This window comes from Castellaniella daejeonensis (assembly GCF_039523555.1).
Classification (GTDB): domain Bacteria; phylum Pseudomonadota; class Gammaproteobacteria; order Burkholderiales; family Burkholderiaceae_B; genus Castellaniella; species Castellaniella daejeonensis.
Genome location: NZ_BAAAFN010000006.1, coordinates 13435 through 32780, shown reverse-complemented (window position 1 = coordinate 32780; position 19346 = coordinate 13435). Strand labels below are relative to the sequence as shown.

The window sequence follows — 19346 nt, the reverse complement described above, 5'->3', positions numbered from 1 at the left end:
CGGTTTGCTCAGGATTGATGGGATGCCGGAGCTGCCGTTGCTGCGGGTGTGCCGGCTTCGCCGGCCGCCAGCCTGCCCGTGTCGTCCGTCTCGATGGCCGTCGGTGCCACGAGATCGCCGGGCTGGACGCGTTGCATGCCGCCGACCACGACCTTGTCGCCAGCCTTCAGTCCGGTTTCGACCACGCGCAGCCCGTTGCGGCCCGCGCCCAGGGTCACTTCCCTGTAGACCACTTTGTTGGCCTGGTCCACGACCAGGACGAAACGCTTGGCCTGGTCGGTGCCGATGGCCTTTTCCTCCAGGAGGACAGCGTCATGGGGCTGGCCCGCACCCAGCAGGATTCTTGCGTACAGGCCTGGGCGCAGCAGTCCGTCCGGGTTGTCGAACAGCGCCCGCACCCGCATCGTGCCGCTCAGGGGATCGAGCTGGTTGTCCAGGGATGCCAGCCGGCCCTGGCGGGGATGCCCCTTCTCGCTGGCCAGCCCCATGGATACCGGGACGGCCGGCGCAGCCCCGGCGGCGGTGCTGCCCATGGTGCGCAGGAAGGTGGGTTCGTCCATTTCGAACGTTGCATAGATCTGCGCCACGGAAACCAGGGTGGTCAGCGGCCGCGCCTCGCCGGCGCCGACGATGTTGCCTTCGGTGACTTCCGCGCGCGAGACACGGCCGGAGATCGGCGCGACGATCCGGGTGTGTTCCAGGTCCAGCCGCGCGGTCTGCAGCGCCGCGCTGGCGGCCTCGACGTTGGCGGCCGCTTCCCGGGCCGCGTTGCGCTTCTCCTCGAAGTCGCGGCGGGCGATGGCATTGCCGGCGAGCAGCCGTTGCCCGCGGGCCAGATCGGCGCTGGCGTAGGCGGCTCTTGCCTTTGCGGCGGCCAGCCGCGCCTGTGCTTCATCCACCGCGGCCTGGTAGGGGCGCGGATCGATGGTGAAGAGCGGATCGCCTCGTTGTACCAGCGCGCCGTCCTTGAAATGCACCTTGACCAGGGTGCCGGACACCAGCGGCCGGATCTCGACGCGGTCCACGGCCTCGAGGCGTCCGGAATATTCGTGCCAATCCGTGATCTTGCGCGCCTGGACCGTGGCTACGTCGACCGGGATCGCGGGCGGCCCGACGGGGGAGGGGGATGCCGGCCCGCCAATGCTTTTGCGCACCAGCAGGAAACCTGCTGCGAGCAACAATGCGGCGATCGCGACCGCGTATCGTCTGCGTGGAGTGAGCATGGTGAAGTTCCCTTTTGAACAGTGCGGTATTATTTGTTATTCGCAAAAACGGATAAATACCCAATTTTTGTCATCACTATTCATTAATGGATAACAATGGCGGGCGTGGATGCCACACCATGTCCGCACAGGAGTGTCGCGATGGACCGTCTTCAAGCCATGCAGGTTTTCGTCCGGGTCGTGGATGCCAACAGCTTTTCCCTGGCGGCGGACAGCCTCGACATGCCCAGGGCAACCGTCAGCACGATCATCCGCAAGCTGGAGGAGCACCTGGGCGTCCGGCTGCTGAACCGCAGCACGCGCCGGTTGAGCCTGACGCCCGATGGGGCCGCCTATTACGAGCGCTGCATCGGCATTCTTGCGGAGGTCGAGGAGACCGAGGCTTCCTTCCAGGACCGCACCCGGGGGCCGCGGGGACGCCTGCGCATCGATGCGCCCCCATCCCTGGGCCGTACGTTGCTCATTCCAAAATTGTGCGATTTCCACGAACGCTATCCGGACATCGAACTGGTCGTCGGCCTGAGCGACCGGCCTGTCGACCTGGTCCAGGAAGCCGTGGACTGCGCGTTGCGGATCGGAGATCTGAAGGATTCTTCCCTGATCGCGAAGCGGATCGGGGTATTCAAGGGGGTGTCGTGCGCGGCGCCTTCCTACATCGCCCGGCACGGAAAGCCGCAGACGCTGGATGACCTGAGCAGGCACCGTGCCGTCAATTATTTTTCTTCACGCACGGGGCGCAATATCGACTGGAGTTTCAAGGTCGGCGACGAGATCGTGGATATTGCCGTGCCGGGCGCACTGTCGGTGAACGATGCGGATGCCTACGTTACCGCCGGGCTGGCGGGATTCGGCATGATCCAGCCGCCCCTGTACATGGCGGCGCCGTACCTGGAATCGGGTGAATTGATCGAAGTGCTGGACGCCTGGGCGCCACCGCCCATGCCGATTTCCGTCGTCTATCAGCCGAGCCGCCACCTCTCCCCGAAAGTGAATGTCTTCGTCGACTGGATCACCGGGGTTTTCCGCTGCTGCTCCGCCATGGAGAAGTGCCTGGCAGATTATCCGCAGGAAGAAACCTGCCGCTTTGCGGGCGGGTCGCAGCACGGACACGCCTTGCGCGAGATACTGGACCGGCAAAACGAACTGGAAGGCGCATTCTGAAAACGGGGCGGGCCACCCGCGGTCCGCCCCGCCCCTGACGCGCGCCGCCGGCGGGCGGCTGCGGGGCCGCCATGAGGCAGCGCTTTCATGGCCGCCTGCGGCCGAATATGAGCGACAGCACGAACAGGGCGATGAAAATGAAGAACAGGATCTTGGCAATGCTCGCGGCCATCCCGGCTATACCGAAAAAGCCCAAGACGCCGGCGACCAGCGCAATAATGAGAAAAACGATGGCGTAATACAGCATTGGTGATCTCCAGAATCAGGAATGGCGTGTTTCGGCGTGAATCGGGAGTGTGGATTCACGCGGCAGGCGATGGATGATTATTTTCCGGCCTCATGGCCCACGATGCCGCCCACTGCCGCGCCGCCGATCGTGCCTGCGGCGCTTCCGCCCGTCAGGACTGCGCCGCCGACCGCTCCGATTCCCGCCCCTGCGGCCGTGCTTTTGCCCTGCTGCGACATTCCGCCGCAAGCGCCCAGGCTGAGCAACATCCCCGCCATGGTCACATGGCTGGCGATCATTTTCAGTTTTCTCATGATACGGCCTCCGTGTTGTTGATATTCGCTTTCACCCTAGCACGATATTGGCCGTGATTAACCGACGGTTTTCTTGCGAATATTGTATGCAGTAACAAGGAAATAATTTTCCTGGCTAATGCTTCGTTTCCGGCCGCCGTGGGTCCGTGCCACGGAAATATCGATGCAGGGGTCCGTACACCAGGATACAAATCAATTCCTTCAGAAAACGCGGGCATGCCGCTTGCTGAATCTTCGAGGATGAAAAGCCAAGAGGAGGCTTCATGAAGGGAGCATTCTTCGACCGGGAATCGGCTGCGCGTGCGGTGCGCCTGGCCATGCCCATGATCGCCGCCGCCATGGATTCGCACGAGGCCGGGGACAGCGGTTTCCTGCATGTCGTGGTGATGAATCCGCTTGCGCCGCCCGGCGAAACATCTTTCGAAGACGCCATCCTGTACGAGCACAACGTCGGGGATGCGGAACGCTGGGACGCCGATTATGCCGCCTATGCGCGCGGCAAGGCCCGCATGTGCTGGCGCTCCGGGCGTGACGGACACGAGGTTTGCGACCTCGAACCGCACCGCATGGCGGCGGGTGAGCTGCCTTTGTGGGGCGGCGTGATCGTCGATGGTGTCGCGGTGGGGGTCAGTGGGTGCTTTCCCTGGTTCGACGAGGCTTTCGCGGGCGCCATCGCGCGAATCTTCATCGCCTGCGCCAAAGAAGCACGTTTTTCGGCGGCTGGATAAGCACCCATGGCCCGGGAACGGAATTGCGCTGCGCATTGGCCCTGTCTCGCCAGGGCCGTTTCGCTTGAGGCAGCGGTAGAGCACTCAGAACGGTGGAAGGCCGCTGGCGCCACGGGCGTCATTGCGCCCGTGCCCTGGCGGACTGGCGGCCGATCCCACAGGGCGGCTCCCCTCGATGCGGATCTGAGCGAACGGTCCGGCCTGCCGATCGGCGAAGAGATTGCCGAAGCTGGCCGCCGCCTTGCGGACCAAGGCCTGACCTGCCATCTCGAGCTGGCGCTGGATCGCGTCGCCCGTGGCGCGCTTCCGGCCACGGCGCGCCCGGAATGGCTGCAGCCCGACCTGGAGGATCCACGCATCGATCCCCAGGTGCCTCATGAAGACTTGATCACCCGGCGCGTGCTGCATGCGCCGCCCGAGTCGTTTGCACGGACGTGGATCGAGCGTCGGCGAGCTGCCTTACCTGTTGACGCTGCCGCCTTACGGTTTCTACTGGTTCGAACTGGACGCCGATGCCGCACCGCCGGACTGGCATGTCGAGCAACCGGAGCGGGTGCGGGAACTCGCCACGCTGGTCCTGCGGTCGAAGCATCCGCGGACCTTCGGTGAAGCGCCACGCAAGCTCTTCGAACGCGAGGCGCTGCCTGCTTATCTGGCCCGGCAGCGCTGGTCGGCCGCCGGTCTGTCCAGCCTTTGCATCGAAGAGATGGTTCCCCTGCCGGCCACCGGTGCGCCGGCAGCCCAGGCGGCATCCTGGCATTGCTGGGTGCTGCTCGGATTCGAAGGTTCAGGTGCCAGGCGCCTGAGCGTTCCGGTCACTTTGTGCTGGAACGAAGATGCCCGGCCGGCCTATCCGATTGCACGTGTCCGTTGCGGCGCCGACACGGGGGTTCTGGTCGATGCTGTCCAGGAGGCCGGTTTTCTGCGCGCGCTGGTGGATGGACTGAGCAGGGCCCCTGCGGGCGGCGAGCCGGAGCCAAGGGCCGGACCGTCCTCGTCCGGCCAGCCGGTGTTGCATTACCGGCGCGTTGCGGACGCCCTGGAGCCGCTCCCGCCCGATGCCGATGTACGCTGGGTCGGGGGAGAACAGAGCAACAGTTCCGCGATCGTGGATGAACAGATCGTGATCAAGGTCCTGCGGCAGGTCGGACCTGAACCCGACCCGGCGATCGAAATGAGCCGTTGGCTGACGCAGGCCGGCTACGCCAATGCGCCTGCTTTGCTCGGTACCGTCGAATGCCATGCCGCCGACGGCAGTTGCCGCACGTTGGCCGTGCTGCACCGCTACGTGCCCAATGAAGGCAATGCCTGGCAATGGACTCTGGAGTTCCTGCACCGCAACCTGGAGGCCACGCTGCTGACCGGAAACGATGCGACCGCGTTCGAGGAGAGCCTGTCGGGCTATCTGGCGCTTGCACGGCGCATGGGCCGCAGAGTGGCCGAACTGCATGCGGTCTTTGCACGGCCGGTGGATGCGGAAGATGGCGGACCGCCGCCGGCGACGGCTGGCACCTTGGCCGACATCGCCGCTGATGGCAGGCGGGCGTTGCACGCGTTGTCCTTGGCGCTCGAAGCGCTTGCGCGGCAGCCCGCGGATGTTCTGGCGCCCTTGCGGGATGCCGTTGCATTCCTGCGCACCCATCGCGTCGCCCTGGCGTCCCGCGTGGACGAGGTGGTCCGTCTGGCCGGAAGCGTCATGCGGCTGCGGGGGCATGGCGACTTGCACCTGGGTCAGATCCTGGTCTCGCATGCCGATGCGTACCTGATCGATTTCGAGGGTGAACCGCTCAGTGATCCGGAACGGCGGCGCGAGGCTTCCACGATCTACAAGGATCTTGCGGGCATGCTGCGTTCTTTCGATTACGCTGCGGCGCTCGCGCGGCGGGAAGAAGACCGCACGCCGGGCATGCCGGAGACGCCGTCCGATGCGGCTGCCGGGGCGGGGCTGCCGCAGGCCCCCGGGGCTGCGCCCGCCGCGCCGCCTGCCGAGCTGCTGTCGATCTTCCGCGCGCGCGCCGGTGCGGCGTTCCTGGACGGCTACCGTGATGCCCGGGCCCCCGCGCTGGCGTTGAGCGATGAGACGGAATCCGCGCTGCTCACGATATTCCAGTTGGAAAAAGCGGCCTACGAAGTGCGCTACGAGGCGGCGCATCGCCCCGAATGGCTGCCGATCCCCGTGCATGCGCTCGTGCGGCTCGCGGGCGCACTACTGGGGTTGCAGGCCGCGCCTGCTGCAGGCGGTTCGCCATGATCGAGTCTCTCCAGACGGCCGGTGCCTTGATCGACGACGCCACGCTTGAGCGTTTCGGCGCGGGCGACTGGCGCGCCGTCGCTTCGCTCGCGCCCGCCCTCGTGAAGATCGGAACCGAGCAGGGCCTGCGTTGCGCCGTGTGGGCGCCCAATGCGCGGCAGGTCGCCCTGGTGGGCGATTTCAATGCATGGGATCCGTCCCGCCATCCGATGCGCTTGCGTCATGGGACGGGCGTCTGGGAACTCTTTATGCCGGGCGTGCGCGCCGGAGACCGCTACAAATTCGCCGTGCTGGGGGCGGACGGCATCCTGCGCTGGAAGGCCGATCCGCTCGCCCGGCGCGCGGAATGCCCGCCGCATACGGCTTCGGTGGTCGATGGCGCGGAACTCGTCGAGTGGCATGACGGCGACTGGTGTGCCGCACGGCCGGACCGCCAGCATCCGTCCCGGCCGGTCAGCATCTACGAAGTCCACGCAGGGTCCTGGGTGCGCCCAGGCGGAGGCGACGATCTGTGGGAAAGGCTGGGCGAACGTTTGCCGCCGTATGCACGCGCGCTGGGTTTCACCCATGTCGAACTGCTGCCGGTCATGGAGCATCCGTTCGGCGGTTCGTGGGGCTATCAGCCGCTTGGCCTTTTCGCGCCGACCGCGCGCCATGGAACGCCCCGTAGCTTCGCCCGTTTCGTCGGGCACTGCCACGCCGAGGGAATCGGCGTGATCCTGGACTGGGTGCCTTCGCACTTTCCCGAAGACGCGCACGGTCTTGAGCATTTCGATGGAACCGCGCTGTACGAGCATGCGGATCCTCGCGAGGGGCATCACCCCGATTGGCACAGCGCCATCTACAACCTTGGGCGCAACGAGGTGAAAGCCATGTTGCTGGCAAGCGCCCATCATTGGCTCACCGAATACCACATCGACGGCCTGCGCGTGGACGCGGTCGCCTCGATGCTGTATCGCGACTACAGCCGCGCGCCGGGCCAATGGATACCTAATCGCCATGGTGGACGGGAGAACCTGGAAGCGATCGATTTCCTGCGGGAATTGACCGGCAGCGTGCGCGCCCGGGGCGATGGCACGGTCACCATCGCGGAAGAATCCACTGCGTGGCCGGGAGTCACGGCGCCGGCGGCAGAGGGCGGATTGGGCTTCGATTACAAATGGAACATGGGCTGGATGCACGATACCCTGCAATACATGCGGCGCGACCCGATCCATCGCCGCTACCATCATGGCGACATCGCCTTCGGCTTTCAGTATGCGTTCTCGGAGCGCTTCATCCTGCCGCTTTCGCACGATGAGGTCGTGTACGGCAAGGGATCCCTGGCAGCGAAGATGGCAGGCGACCCGGCGCGCAGGCTGGATGCATTGCGTGCCTACCTGGCCTTCATGTGGGCCCATCCGGGAAAGAAACTCCTATTCATGGGCTGCGAGATCGGCCAGTGGCGTGAATGGGACCATGATGCCGCCGTCGATTGGGATCTTCTCGACCAGCCGGCCCACAGAGATGTGCAGCGCCTGGTCGGTCGGCTCAATCGCCTGTACGGCGACCTGGCCGCCTTGCACGCCAGCGACGCCGATGTGGCTGGCTTCTCGTGGACCGTCGCGGATGATGTGGAGAACAGCGTGTTCGCCTTCGAGCGTTCCGCGCCGGGGCAGGCGTCGCTGCTGGCCGTCTGCAATTTCACGCCGGTGCCCCATGCCGGCTATGCGGTGGGGGCGAGCCGTGCCGGGCCGTGGCAATTGCTTCTGGACTCGAGCTGCGCCGACCGGCCGCCGTCTCTCCGAAACATCGCGGCATGGGAAGAGCCCAGGCACGGGCGGCCCTGTTCGCTCGTGCTGGACCTGCCGGGCAATTCCACGCTGCTATTCGTCTCACAGGAGCCGCAATGATGAACCAGGCCCCGCATGCCCCGCTATCGGCCGGGCGGCCCTATCCGCTCGGTGCGAACCACGACGGACTCGGCGTCAACTTCGCCTTGTTTTCCGCAAATGCCACCCGTGTCGATCTTTGCCTGTTCGACGCCAATGGCCGCAAGGAAATGCGGCGTGTCGCGCTGCCCGAATGCACCGACGAGGTGTGGCACGGCTACCTGCCCGATGCGGAGCCGGGGTTGCTGTACGGCTTTCGCGTCCATGGACCCTACGATCCCGCCAACGGCCATCGCTTCAACCCCTTCAAGCTGTTGCTCGACCCTTACGCGCGCCGCCTGCATGGCGAGGTGCACTGGGGTGACGCCTTGTTCGGTTATCGCGTGGGTCATGCGCGCGGCGACCTCAGCATGGACAGGCGCGACAGTGCAGCCTTGATGCCGAAATGCATCGTCACGGCGGAGCACCCGTATTCCTGGGGGGATTCCAGGGCGCCGGACACGCCCTGGGCCGACACGATCCTCTACGAAGTCCATGTGCGGGGCGCCTCGATGATGCGCGATGACATTCCCGTATCCATGCGCGGCACGGCCGCGGCGCTGGGCGATCCGCGTTTCGTGGAGCATCTGCACCGGCTGGGCGTGTCGGCGGTCGAACTGTTGCCCGTGCATGCGTTCCTGCAGAACCGCACGCTGGAAGAACGGGGCCTGTGCAACTACTGGGGTTATGACACGCTGGCCTATTTCGCGCCCGAACCCCGCTATGTCCCCAATGGCCCCAATACCCTGCGCCAGGCCATCCGCCGCCTGCATGCAGCAGGCATACAGGTCGTCCTGGATGTCGTCTACAACCACACTTGCGAGGGCAATGAGTGGGGCCCCACGCTGTCGTGGCGGGGGATCGACAACGCCAGCTACTATCGCCTCGTGCCTGGCGACGAGCGCCGTTACATCGATGAAACCGGCTGCGGCAATACAGTCAATCTGTCCCATCCCGCCGTGCTGCGCATGGTCCTCGATTCCCTGCGCGAGTGGGCCTGCTCGTACCGTGTGGACGGTTTCCGCTTCGACCTGTGCGCGACGCTGGGACGCGAGGGCACGGGGTTCGACCCGGGGGCGGGATTCTTCGACGCCATTCTCCAGGATCCGGTTCTTTCTCGCCTCAAGTTGATCGCGGAGCCCTGGGATGTGGGGCTTGGCGGCTACCAGCTCGGCCAGCATCCGCCCGGATTTGCCGAGTGGAACGGTGTATTCCGGGATAGCGCGCGTCGCTACTGGCGTGGCGACGCGGCCCAGAGGCAGGGCATGGCGGGCGCGCTGTGCGGCTCTCGCAGTCTTTTCGATCGCCGCCACCGGCGGCCCTGGAGCAGCGTCAACTTCATTACCGCGCACGATGGTTTCACGCTCGCCGATCTCGTGAGCTACGCCGAACGCCACAATGAAGCCAACGGCGAGGACGGCCAAGACGGCACCCATGAAAATTTCAGTGCCAACTGGGGCGTGGAGGGCGATACCGACGACAAAGCCATCGCAGGCTTGCGTGACTGCGTCCGCCGCGCCTTGCTGGCCAGCCTGTTCTTCTCGGATGGCACGCCGATGCTGCTGGCGGGCGACGAGTTCGGCCACACGCAATCGGGCAACAACAACGTTTATTGCCAGGACAACCCGCTGTCGTGGCTGGACTGGAGCCGTGTGGACAGCACCCGCGGCGAGACGATGATACGGTTTGTCGGGCGGCTTGCCGAATTGCGATGGCTTCACCCCAGCCTGCATGCGGACCGCTACCTGGACCTGGCCGAGGAAATACTGCCTGGGGTGGCGCGTGCGGGTTTCTTCGAGCCGGATGGCCGGCCGGTTTCTCCAGCGGACTGGGAAGAGGGCGAGCAGCGCGCCTTCGCGTTGCGGCGGGCCTCGCTTCGCGGCGGAGTGGTGGATGTCACGCTGCTGCTGCTGAATCCCCGCGACGGGGCCTTGTCTTTCGTGCTGCCCGAACCTTCGCTGACCTGGACATGCGAGCTGGATTCCGGCACTGAAGATCATTCCGTCACCGCCGTGACGGATGGAATCGAGGTGCAGGCGCATTCCATTGTCCTGCTGGCTGCGCAGGGGGCCGGGGACGGCCCGGCGTGAAGGCGGCGGGGGGCAGGGCCGGTATTGGAGCGCAGGCATGAGACGAGATGAAGAACGCTGGCACGTTCCTGGCGAAGGTGGGTTGTCCGCACTGGCGGCGCAGGCCGGCCTGCAGGAGCATTGGGTTGATCCGTACGGCGTCCCACGGCGGGTATCGTCCGATACACTGCGTTCCCTGCTGGATTCGATGGGCTTGCCCGGCGGCACGGCGGCTCGCGTCCGAGAAAGCCGGGCGGCGGTCGAATCCATCGGCAGCCGACCGGAGCTGCTGGTCGGCTACGCCGGGGGCGCTGTCCGGCTGCCGGGCCTGCCGTTGGGGCCTTGCCTGCTGGAGCCGGAAGAGGGCAGCGCACCGCAGGCTGGGTTGCGCATTGCCTGCGACGAATCCGGCGCCTGGCTGAGAGCGCCATCGCAGCCGGGGTATTACCGGCTGCACCCGCGGTGCGGCGAATCCGTCCGGCTCGCCATCGCGCCGTGCCGCTCCGAGACCGCTGCCAGCCGCATGCTGGCGCGCCGCGAACGGTTGTGGGGCGTGGCGGCCCAGATCTACAGCCTTCGCACGACCGATGAGGATCCGGTGAAGGCCACCTGGGGGCATGGCGACTTCGCCGCGGTTCGCCGGTTGGCGCAGCAGCTCGCGCGGGAAGGCGCTGACGCCCTGATGCTCAGCCCCGCCCACGCGATGTTCAGCGCAGACCCGGCGGCGTGCAGTCCCTATTGTCCGTCGAGCCGCCTCTTTCTGAATGCCGCCTATGCGGCGCCCGCCGATGTGCTGGGGGAAGATGCGGTCCGCAAGGCGATGCGGTCCCTGGCGGAGGTCGACTGGGCGGCCCTGGATGCGCCGCGGCGGATCGACTGGCCACGGGCATGCGCCGCACGCATGCGGCTACTGCGCCGCCTGCACCATGGGCTTGCCGGTTTCGGGCCGCACGTACAGGCCGACTACCGGCATTTCCTGGGCAGCCGGGGCGAAACGCTGAGAGACCACGCGGTATTCGAGTGCCTGCAGGCCGATGCATCCGTTGCATCCGATCACCAGGGGAAGTCCTTGCCCTGGACTCAGTGGAAATCCTGCTGGCGGGATCCGGGGACGCCCGAGGTGCGGGCCTATGCCGCCGAACACGCCAGTGAGGTCGATTTTCACTGCTTTCTCCAGTGGCTGGCAGCGGCCAGCCTGGACCAGGCCCATCGTGCGGCCTGTCGTGCCGGCATGCGCATCGGGCTGATGGCGGATCTTGCGGTGGGAACCAGTCCCGCCGGAAGCCAGGCGTGGAGCCAGGCCGGCCACCTGCTGGCAGGCGTGTCGGTGGGGGCGCCACCCGACATCCACAATCCGCTGGGCCAGAACTGGCGCCTGACGGCATTTTCCCCGCAGGCATTGCGTACCCATGCGCAGGCGCCTTTCCTGGCTGTGCTGCGGGCCAGCCTCGAACATGTCGGAGGCCTTCGCATCGACCACATCGCCGGATTCGAACGGCTGTGGGTCATTCCCGAAGGCGGCGAGGCGGCAGATGGAGCCTACCTGCGGATGCCGGCGCGCGAGTTGCTGGCATTGACGGCATTGGAGGCCTGGCGCCGGCAGGCCCTGGTGATCGGTGAAAACCTGGGCACTGTCCCGGCCGGCCTGGATGCGGCCCTGCGACAGAACGGCATCCTGGGCATGGACGTGCTCTGGTTCATGCAGCAGCCCGGGCTCGGTCCGGGGCGGGTGTCCTTCACGCCTTCGAAGCGATGGCCACCGCATGCCGTGGCGATGGCCACCACACACGATCTGCCGACGCTGGCCGGGTGGTGGCAGGGTGTCGACATTGCCCAGCGCGCGCATGCCCGCCTGCTGGGCCCACACGAAACAGCCGTGGAGCTGCGGGCACGGCGCGCCGAGGATCGCTCGCAGTTGTGGAAATGCGTAGCCGGACCCGACTGCGCTGCGCCGCCGCACCGGGCACCGATACCCGCGTTGCTGGGTTTCGTCGCCGCGACCCCGTGCCCGCTCATGCTGGCGGCACTGGAGGATCTCGCCGGCGAAGGAGAGGCGCCCAATGTGCCCGGCACGGTGCATGCGTTCCCCAACTGGCGTCGCCGCATGCCGGCCGACGCGGTCGGGGCGTGCGCTTCGGCACCCTGGCGCCAACGGTTCGAGGCCATCCGGCGGTGGCGCGGACCGGCATGACGCCGGAGGGTTCCGGCGGCGGGCTCGTCTACACAGAGGACAGCGAGCCCGGCTATCGCCGGGAACGCGACCGGCACGGCGATTTCCTGTATCGGGACCGTGCCGGACGGCCCATCCGGCATCCGGCCGTCCTGGCACGCATCCGTGCCCTGGGGATTCCGCCTGCCTATGAAGATGTCTGGATCTGCGCGCGGGCCGACGGTCATCTGCAGGCCACCGGGCGGGATGGGCGAGACCGCAAGCAGTACATCTACCACCCCGGCTGGACTGCACTGCGCGATCGGGACAAATTCGACCAGTTGCTTGAATTCGGTGCCGCGCTCGTGCGGATCAGGCTCAGGATCCGCCGCGATCTCCGCCTGCCGGGCATGCCGAAGGAGCGGGTGCTCGCTCTGGCGGTGGCCTTGCTGGACCAGACGCTCATCCGGATAGGAAGCTCCCGTTATGCACGCGGCAACGGCAGCTATGGCCTGACGACGCTCGAGCGGCGCCATGCCCGCGTTTCAGGCGAGAGAATACGCTTGCGGTTCCGCGGCAAGAGCGGCGTGGACCAGGATGTCACCGTGAGGGACCGAAGGCTGGCCAATTTGCTGCGGCGCAGCCTGGAACTTCCCGGGCAGGGGTTGTTCGAGTATCGCGATGAGCGCAGGGTGTGCCACCGGATCGATTCCACGGCAGTCAATGCCTATCTACGGGAGATCACGGGCTGCGACATCAGCGCCAAGCATTTCAGGACCTGGGGAGGATCGGTGCTGGCGCTGGACCTGCTGGGCCGTGCCCCAAATGCGAACACGCCTTCGGAGGGCTTGCACCAGGTGAACGATGTCATGAAGACTGTCGCCCGGCGGCTGGGGAATAGCGCGTCGGTCTGTCGCGCCTGCTATGTGCATCCGTCGATCGTGTCCGCCTATCTGCAGGGGGGCATGCCGGAATGGCGGCGGGCCCCGCCCGTCCCGCGCGGGTTGACCGCAGCGGAACACCGGCTGTTCGGGTTTCTTGCGCGGGGATCCGGCCGGCATCCACGGGAATCGGGGGGCCGTGGTGCGAACGGAGAGACTTGAACTCTCATGCCTTGCGGCGCCAGAACCTAAATCTGGTGCGTCTACCAATTCCGCCACGTTCGCCAGGCAAGCCGAGCATTGTATCGTAATTCAGCCAAGCGTCCTGGGCGTCTACGGGGCGCTCCACTTTCCGCTAAAATACCTCGTTTATTGTCCATCATTCAATAGGTCCCGAATGCAGCCCGTGGTTGAAAAATTGTCCGGCCTGGAACGCCGCGTTGATCTGACCGTCTCGGTCGCCGACATCGAAAAGGAAGTCCAGGCACAGCTCAAGCGCGTCGCCAAGACGGCGAAAGTGCAGGGCTTCCGCCCCGGCAAGGCCCCCCTGTCGGTGATCGAACGCAGCCACGGTCCGTCGGTCCGCTACGACGTGATCAACACGCAGATCGGCAAGTCCCTGGACAAGGTCATCCAGGACGCGAACCTGCGCGTGGCCGGCACCCCCAGCCTGGAACCCAAGGTGGAAGGCGTCGAAGAAGGCGTGATGGCGTTTTCCGCCACCTTCGAGGTCTATCCCGAGATCCAGCTGCCCGACCTGTCGACCCTGAAGATCACCCGCAACACCGTCGAGGTGGGCGACGCCGAAGTGCAGAAGACCATCGACATCCTGCGCCGCCAGCGCACGATCTTCAAGCCGGCCGCCGACCGCGCCGCCCAGAGCGGCGACCGGGTCACCCTTGACTTCACCGGCACCATCGATGGCGTGGCCTTCGAAGGCGGTTCCGCCCAGGATTTCCCCTTCGTGCTGGGTCAGGGCCGCATGCTGCCCGAATTCGAGGCGGCTGCCACCGGACTGAAGGCTGGCGAGACCAAGACCTTCCCGCTGGCCTTCCCCGAAGACTACGGCAGCCCCGCCGTGGCCGGCAAGCAGGCTGAATTCACCATCACCGTGAAGGAAGTCGCCGAGCCCGAACTGCCCGAAGTCGACGCCGATTTCGCCCGCGCCCTGGGCCAGGCCGAAGGCGACGTGCAGGCCTTGCTGGCCGACGTGCGCACCAACGTCGAACGCGAAGCCCAGGCCCGCGCCAAGAACCGCACCAAGGCCAGCGTCATGGACGCCCTGGCCGCCGCCTGCGATTTCGATCTGCCCAAGGCCCTGGTCGACAACGAAGTCGCCAACCGCACGGCCGCCGCGCGCGAAGAACTGAAGCAGCGCGGTCTGCCCAACGCCGACAGCATCCCCATCCCGGAAGACACCTTCCGTCCGGAAGCCGAGCGCCGCGTGCGCCTGGGCCTGCTGGTGGCCGAGCTGATCAAGTCCGCCGATCTCAAGGCCAAGCCCGAGCAGGTGCGCGCGCGCATCGAGGACTTCGCCAAGAGCTACGAGCAGCCCGCCCAGGTTGTGGCTTACTATCTGTCCGATCGCCAGCGCCGCGCCGAGATCGAGTCGCTGGTCCTGGAAGACAACCTCGTCGAGCACATCCTGGCGTCCGCCCAGGTCACCGACGAAGCCCTCGATTTCGACACTTTGATGGGTGCCCGCTGATATGAACCGGTTCACCGATTTCTACGCATCGATGTACGGCGGGGACTCGGTCGTCCCCACCGGCCTGGGCTATGTGCCCATCGTGATCGAACAGTCCGGGCGTGGAGAACGGTCCTACGACATCTATTCGCGGCTGCTGCGCGAGCGGGTGATCTTCTTCGTGGGGCCGGTCAACGACCAGTCGGCCAACCTGGTCGTGGCGCAGCTGCTGTTCCTGGAATCGGAGAACCCCGACAAGGACATCTCGCTGTACATCAATTCCCCGGGCGGCTCGGTTTATGCCGGCATGGCGATCTACGACACCATGCAGTTCGTCAAGCCCGAGGTCTCCACGCTGTGCACCGGCCTGGCCGCCAGCATGGGCGCGTTCCTGCTGGCCGCCGGAGCCAAGGGCAAGCGCTATGCCTTGCCCAATTCCCGCATCATGATCCACCAGCCTTCGGGCGGTGCCCAGGGCCAGGCCTCGGACATCCAGATCCAGGCGAAGGAAATCCTCAGCCTGCGCGAGCGTCTGAACGACATCCTGGCCGAACGCACCGGCCAGGATATCGAGCGCATCGCCGTGGATACCGAACGCGACAACTTCATGTCCGCCGACGATGCGCGGGAATACGGACTGATCGACAAGGTACTGGTTTCGCGCACCGACGAAGCCAAGTGATTGGATTGCCATGACCGAAAAAAAGGGTTCCAGCGAGGACAAGGCGCTGCATTGTTCCTTCTGCAACAAAAGCCAGCACGAAGTCCACAAGCTGATCGCCGGGCCTTCCGTCTTCATCTGCGACGAGTGCATCAGCCTGTGCAACGACATCATCCGTGAAGAGTCCCAGGACGCGGCACGGGCTGCCGTGCGCAAGGAACTGCCCACGCCGCAGGAAATCAAGTCTTTCCTGGATGGCTACGTCATCGGCCAGGAAACGCCCAAGCGCAACCTGGCGGTGGCGGTCTACAACCACTACAAGCGCATCCGCTACCAGGACGCCAAGGATGGCGATGTCGAGCTCTCCAAGAGCAACATCCTGCTGATCGGGCCGACCGGCTCGGGCAAGACCCTGCTGGCCCAGACGCTGGCCCGCATGCTGGACGTTCCTTTCGTGATGGCCGACGCCACCACTCTGACGGAAGCCGGCTACGTCGGCGAAGACGTCGAGAACATCATCCAGAAGCTGCTGCAGAACTGCAACTACGAGGTCGAGAAAGCCCAGCGCGCCATCGTCTACATCGACGAAATCGACAAGATCGCGCGCAAGTCCGACAACCCGTCCATCACCCGCGACGTCTCGGGCGAGGGCGTGCAGCAGGCCCTGCTGAAGCTCATCGAAGGCACGGTCGCCTCGGTGCCGCCCCAGGGTGGCCGCAAGCACCCGAACCAGGATTTCGTCCAGGTCGACACCACCAACATCCTGTTCATCGTGGGCGGCGCCTTCGACGGGCTGGAAAAGATCATCCGCGATCGCAGCGAACGTTCCGGCATCGGTTTCGCAGCCACGGTGCGCGCCCGTTCCGAGCGCGGCGTGGGCGAATTGTTCGCCGAGGTCGAGCCCGAGGACCTGATCAAGTTCGGTCTGATCCCCGAACTGGTGGGCCGTCTTCCGGTGGTTGCCACCCTGGAAGAACTCACCGAGGACACGCTGGTGCGCATCCTCACCGAGCCGCGCAACGCCGTGGTCAAGCAGTTCCAGAAGCTGTTCGAGATGGAAGACGTCGAACTGGACGTGACGCCCGAGGCCCTGACGGCGATCGCCCGCCGGGCCATCAAACGCCGTACCGGTGCGCGGGGCCTGCGCTCCATCATCGAGCAGGCGCTGCTGGGCACCATGTACGAACTGCCGTCGCGTCCGGACATCAACCGCGTGGTCCTGGAAGAAGACGCGGTCGAAGGCCGGACCGCGCCGACGCTGGTCAAGGGTCCCCGGCCCGACCGGCAGACGGAAGACAAGCCCCTGCGCTCCGCCGCCGCCTGACCGCATGCCGAAGCTCGATCCCGCCCTTCGGGCCGGGACCGGGCGAGGCCGGCGCCATGTCCGCTCATGGGCGGTCCGGTTCCGGGCACCGTCCGCGCATCCGTTCCCGTATACTGACGATGTGTCTCCGGCCCTTGAAAAGCGCCCGCGCGGCACCATATCACAAGCAGGCACTATGCGAAAAAGGAAGCCCGCGCTTCCTTTTTCTTTCAGATTCAATCGCTTGAGGAATCAATCATGTCTGCTAGCCAGATTCTGACCCAGGAACCTGTGGAACTGCCGCTGCTGCCGTTGCGCGACGTGGTGGTGTTTCCCCACATGGTCATCCCCCTGTTCGTGGGGCGGCCGCGTTCCATCAAGGCGCTCGAGCTGGCGATGGAAGCCGGCAGCAGCGTGATGCTGGTGGCCCAGAAGTCAGCCGGCAAGGACGAGCCCACGCCCGACGACCTGTATGAAATCGGTTGTGCGGCCAACATCCTGCAGATGCTGAAGCTGCCCGACGGCACCGTCAAGGTTCTGGTCGAAGGCCTGCAGCGCGCCCGCATCCACGAAGTCACCGATGCCGAGACGCATTTCTCGGCGCGCGTCTCGGGCATCGAAGAAGACCAGTCCGACCAGGCCGAGGCCGAGGCCCTGCGCCGCGCCGTCGTGGCCCAGTTCGAGCAGTACGTCAAGCTGAACAAGAAAATCCCCCAGGAAATCCTGACTTCGCTGTCCGGGATCGAGGATGCCGGTCGCCTGGCCGACACCATCGCAGCCCATCTGCCCCTGAAGATCGAGCAGAAACAGTCCCTGCTCGACATGCCCGGCACCGCCCGCCGCCTGGAAGCCCTGCTGGCCCAGCTGGAATCGGAAATCGAGATCCTGCAGGTCGAAAAGCGCATCCGTGGCCGCGTCAAGAAGCAGATGGAAAAAAGCCAGCGCGACTACTACCTGAACGAGCAGGTCAAGGCCATCCAGAAGGAACTGGGCGAGGGCGAGGAAGGCGCCGACATCGAAGAGCTCGAGCGCCGGATCGAGGCGGCGCATCTGCCCAAGGAAGCCCGCAAGAAAGCCGACGCCGAGCTGAAGAAGCTCAAGCTGATGTCGCCCATGTCGGCCGAGGCCACTGTGGTGCGCAACTACATCGACACGCTGCTCAGCCTGCCGTGGCGCAAGAAGAGCCGCGTCAACAATGCGCTGAAGAACGCCGAGGAAGTCCTCGAGGCAGACCACTACGGCCTGGAAAAGGTCAAGGAACGCATTATCGAATACCTGGCGGTGCAGCAGCGCGTGGACAAGCTCAAGGCGCCGATCCTGTGCCTGGTCGGCCCCCCGGGCGTGGGCAAGACCTCGCTGGGGCAGTCCGTGGCGCGCGCAACCAATCGCAAGTTCGTGCGCATGGCGCTGGGTGGCGTGCGCGACGAGGCCGAAATTCGCGGCCATCGGCGCACCTATATCGGTTCCATGCCGGGCAAGATCCTGCAGAACATGGCCAAGGTCGGCGTGCGCAATCCGCTGTTCCTGCTTGACGAGATCGACAAGCTGGGTGCCGATTTCCGCGGCGATCCGTCATCGGCACTGCTGGAAGTGCTCGATCCGGAACAGAACCATACCTTCCAGGACCACTACATCGAGGTCGATTTCGATCTGTCCGATGTCATGTTCGTCGCCACCAGCAACACCTTGAACATTCCGCCGGCCCTGCTCGACCGGATGGAAGTCATCCGCCTGTCGGGCTACACGGAAGACGAAAAGGTCCACATCGCCTTCGATCACCTGCTGCCCAAGCTGATGAAGAACAATGGCGTCAAGGAAGGCGAGCTCAGTATTTCCGAAGACGCGGTCCGCGACATCGTGCGCTACTACACGCGCGAGGCCGGGGTGCGCGCGCTGGAACGCGAAATCTCCAAGATCTGCCGCAAGACCGTCAAGCGCCTGCTGAGCGCAGGCCCCGAGCTGGACCAGCAAAGGGCGGACGGCGAGGCCGCGATCACGGTGAATGCCGCCAACCTGAGCGACTTCCTGGGAGTCCGCCGCTTCAATTTCGGCGTGGCCGAAAAGGAAGACAAGGTTGGCCAGGTGACCGGCCTGGCCTGGACCGAAGTCGGTGGTGACCTGCTGACCATCGAGGCGGCGGACATGCCGGGCAAGGGCGTGGTCCTGCGCACGGGTTCGCTGGGCGATGTGATGAAGGAATCCGTCGAGGCCGCGCGCACGGTGGTTCGTGCCCGCGCCCGCAAGTGGGGCATCGCAGACCAGGCCTTCGAGAAGCGCGATTTGCACATCCACTTCCCCGAGGGCGCCACGCCCAAGGACGGCCCCTCGGCAGGGGCGGCCATCACCACGGCCATGGTGTCGGCATTGACGGGCATCCCGGTGCGCGCCGATGTCGCCATGACGGGCGAGATCACCCTGCGCGGCGAGATCCTGGAAATCGGCGGCCTGAAGGAAAAACTGCTGGCGGCGCACCGCGGCGGCATCAAGATCGTGATGATCCCCGAGGAAAACGTCAAGGATCTGGCTGAAATCCCCGACAACGTGAAAAACCACCTGGAGATCATCCCGGTGCGCTGGATCGATCGGGTGCTGGAAGTCGCCTTGCAGCGCATGCCCGTACCCTTGTCCGACGAAGAAGTCGCCCGCCTGGCGGCCGAGGCGGTCGCCACCGCCAAGCCGGCGGAAACCGGCAGCGGCGGAATGATGAAGCACTGATGCCGTTCGGGGCGTATCGCCCCGGCCGTTGCAGATAGAACCCAAGGGCTCCCGTTCCGGGGAGCCCT

General features: G+C 65.6%; 15 protein-coding genes and 1 tRNA gene. 11 read left to right on the top strand and 5 right to left on the bottom strand.

What is annotated here, in order from left to right; all coding sequences use genetic code 11:
- Positions 1-8 precede the first annotated feature (8 nt).
- Positions 9-1223, bottom strand: a complete 1215-nt coding sequence (locus tag ABD022_RS02090) for an efflux RND transporter periplasmic adaptor subunit (RefSeq protein WP_343819801.1) — start codon at positions 1221-1223, stop codon at positions 9-11.
- A 141-nt stretch (positions 1224-1364) separates the two neighbouring features.
- Here ABD022_RS02090 and ABD022_RS02085 point away from each other — a divergent pair, with 141 nt between their 5' ends.
- Positions 1365-2384 (top strand): LysR family transcriptional regulator, encoded by a 1020-nt coding sequence (locus ABD022_RS02085; RefSeq protein WP_343819799.1) that lies wholly within the window; start codon positions 1365-1367, stop codon positions 2382-2384.
- 85 nt (positions 2385-2469) lie between these two features.
- Here the strand turns inward: ABD022_RS02085 and ABD022_RS02080 are convergent, their stop codons facing one another.
- Positions 2470-2631 (bottom strand): DUF1328 domain-containing protein, encoded by a 162-nt coding sequence (locus ABD022_RS02080; RefSeq protein ID WP_325125142.1) that lies wholly within the window; start codon positions 2629-2631, stop codon positions 2470-2472.
- A gap of 77 nt (positions 2632-2708) precedes the next feature.
- Positions 2709-2924 carry a prenyltransferase gene (locus ABD022_RS02075; RefSeq protein ID WP_325125144.1) on the bottom strand — a complete coding sequence of 72 codons (216 nt, stop codon included), beginning with the start codon at positions 2922-2924 and terminating at the stop codon, positions 2709-2711.
- A 263-nt stretch (positions 2925-3187) separates the two neighbouring features.
- On the opposite strand from ABD022_RS02075, the gene ABD022_RS02070 reads away from it, so the two are divergent.
- Positions 3188-3652 carry a hypothetical protein gene (locus ABD022_RS02070; RefSeq protein WP_343819795.1) on the top strand — a complete coding sequence of 155 codons (465 nt, stop codon included), beginning with the start codon at positions 3188-3190 and terminating at the stop codon, positions 3650-3652.
- Positions 3653-3736: 84 nt separating this feature from the next.
- Here the strand turns inward: ABD022_RS02070 and ABD022_RS02065 are convergent, their stop codons facing one another.
- Positions 3737-4060: a hypothetical protein gene (locus tag ABD022_RS02065; protein WP_343819793.1), complete on the bottom strand. Its 324-nt coding sequence runs from the start codon at positions 4058-4060 to the stop codon at positions 3737-3739.
- Between ABD022_RS02065 and ABD022_RS02060 the strand changes: the two genes are divergently transcribed.
- From ABD022_RS02060 to ABD022_RS02040, 5 genes are read left to right on the top strand one after another with little or no spacing between them, the layout of a single operon-like run.
- The gene (locus tag ABD022_RS02060; RefSeq protein ID WP_343819791.1) at positions 4059-5903 is read left to right on the top strand and encodes a putative maltokinase; all 1845 of its coding nucleotides are present in this window, start codon (positions 4059-4061) and stop codon (positions 5901-5903) included. The genes ABD022_RS02065 and ABD022_RS02060 overlap by 2 nt on opposite strands.
- On the top strand, positions 5900-7795 hold the full coding sequence (glgB, locus tag ABD022_RS02055; RefSeq protein ID WP_343819789.1) for a 1,4-alpha-glucan branching protein GlgB: 1896 nt from the start codon (positions 5900-5902) through the stop codon (positions 7793-7795). The genes ABD022_RS02060 and glgB overlap by 4 nt, the downstream gene beginning before the upstream one ends.
- On the top strand, positions 7795-9903 hold the full coding sequence (gene glgX / locus ABD022_RS02050; protein ID WP_343820176.1) for a glycogen debranching protein GlgX: 2109 nt from the start codon (positions 7795-7797) through the stop codon (positions 9901-9903). The genes glgB and glgX overlap by 1 nt, the downstream gene beginning before the upstream one ends.
- Positions 9904-9940: 37 nt before the next feature.
- The gene (malQ, locus tag ABD022_RS02045; RefSeq protein WP_343819787.1) at positions 9941-12073 is read left to right on the top strand and encodes a 4-alpha-glucanotransferase; all 2133 of its coding nucleotides are present in this window, start codon (positions 9941-9943) and stop codon (positions 12071-12073) included.
- Entirely contained in the window at positions 12070-13134 is a 1065-nt protein-coding gene (locus ABD022_RS02040; RefSeq protein WP_343819785.1) for a DNA topoisomerase IB, read from the top strand. Before malQ ends, ABD022_RS02040 begins: the two co-directional genes overlap by 4 nt.
- Here the strand turns inward: ABD022_RS02040 and ABD022_RS02035 are convergent.
- A tRNA-Leu gene (locus ABD022_RS02035) sits at positions 13113-13197 on the bottom strand. The two genes, ABD022_RS02040 and ABD022_RS02035, sit on opposite strands and share 22 nt — an antisense overlap.
- A gap of 112 nt (positions 13198-13309) precedes the next feature.
- Between ABD022_RS02035 and tig the strand changes: the two genes are divergently transcribed.
- The 4 genes from tig to lon all read left to right on the top strand — a co-directional run bounded on the left by tig (position 13310) and on the right by lon (position 19278).
- Positions 13310-14620: a trigger factor gene (gene tig, locus ABD022_RS02030; protein ID WP_343819783.1), complete on the top strand. Its 1311-nt coding sequence runs from the start codon at positions 13310-13312 to the stop codon at positions 14618-14620.
- Between the two features lies 1 nt (position 14621).
- A complete protein-coding gene (gene clpP / locus ABD022_RS02025; protein WP_325126463.1) occupies positions 14622-15281 on the top strand; it encodes an ATP-dependent Clp endopeptidase proteolytic subunit ClpP in 660 nt (219 codons plus the stop codon).
- A 10-nt stretch (positions 15282-15291) separates the two neighbouring features.
- Complete coding sequence (gene clpX, locus ABD022_RS02020; RefSeq protein WP_325126465.1) at positions 15292-16584, top strand: ATP-dependent Clp protease ATP-binding subunit ClpX; 1293 nt, start codon at positions 15292-15294, stop codon at positions 16582-16584.
- A 237-nt stretch (positions 16585-16821) separates the two neighbouring features.
- Positions 16822-19278 carry an endopeptidase La gene (lon, locus tag ABD022_RS02015; RefSeq protein ID WP_325126467.1) on the top strand — a complete coding sequence of 819 codons (2457 nt, stop codon included), beginning with the start codon at positions 16822-16824 and terminating at the stop codon, positions 19276-19278.
- Positions 19279-19346: the final 68 nt, after the last annotated feature.

Bases quoted from the DNA above. Each gene is read 5' to 3' on its own strand.
- ABD022_RS02090 (WP_343819801.1), bottom strand. From the start codon at position 1,223: ATGCTCACTCCACGCAGACGATACGCGGTCGCGATCGCCGCATTGTTG.
- ABD022_RS02085 (WP_343819799.1), top strand. From the start codon at position 1,365: ATGGACCGTCTTCAAGCCATGCAGGTTTTCGTCCGGGTCGTGGATGCC.
- ABD022_RS02080 (WP_325125142.1), bottom strand. From the start codon at position 2,631: ATGCTGTATTACGCCATCGTTTTTCTCATTATTGCGCTGGTCGCCGGC.
- ABD022_RS02075 (WP_325125144.1), bottom strand. From the start codon at position 2,924: ATGAGAAAACTGAAAATGATCGCCAGCCATGTGACCATGGCGGGGATG.
- ABD022_RS02070 (WP_343819795.1), top strand. From the start codon at position 3,188: ATGAAGGGAGCATTCTTCGACCGGGAATCGGCTGCGCGTGCGGTGCGC.
- ABD022_RS02060 (WP_343819791.1), top strand. From the start codon at position 4,059: ATGCGCCGCCCGAGTCGTTTGCACGGACGTGGATCGAGCGTCGGCGAG.
- ABD022_RS02065 (WP_343819793.1), bottom strand. From the start codon at position 4,060: ATGCAGCACGCGCCGGGTGATCAAGTCTTCATGAGGCACCTGGGGATC.
- glgB (WP_343819789.1), top strand. From the start codon at position 5,900: ATGATCGAGTCTCTCCAGACGGCCGGTGCCTTGATCGACGACGCCACG.
- glgX (WP_343820176.1), top strand. From the start codon at position 7,795: ATGAACCAGGCCCCGCATGCCCCGCTATCGGCCGGGCGGCCCTATCCG.
- malQ (WP_343819787.1), top strand. From the start codon at position 9,941: ATGAGACGAGATGAAGAACGCTGGCACGTTCCTGGCGAAGGTGGGTTG.
- ABD022_RS02040 (WP_343819785.1), top strand. From the start codon at position 12,070: ATGACGCCGGAGGGTTCCGGCGGCGGGCTCGTCTACACAGAGGACAGC.
- tig (WP_343819783.1), top strand. From the start codon at position 13,310: ATGCAGCCCGTGGTTGAAAAATTGTCCGGCCTGGAACGCCGCGTTGAT.
- clpP (WP_325126463.1), top strand. From the start codon at position 14,622: ATGAACCGGTTCACCGATTTCTACGCATCGATGTACGGCGGGGACTCG.
- clpX (WP_325126465.1), top strand. From the start codon at position 15,292: ATGACCGAAAAAAAGGGTTCCAGCGAGGACAAGGCGCTGCATTGTTCC.
- lon (WP_325126467.1), top strand. From the start codon at position 16,822: ATGTCTGCTAGCCAGATTCTGACCCAGGAACCTGTGGAACTGCCGCTG.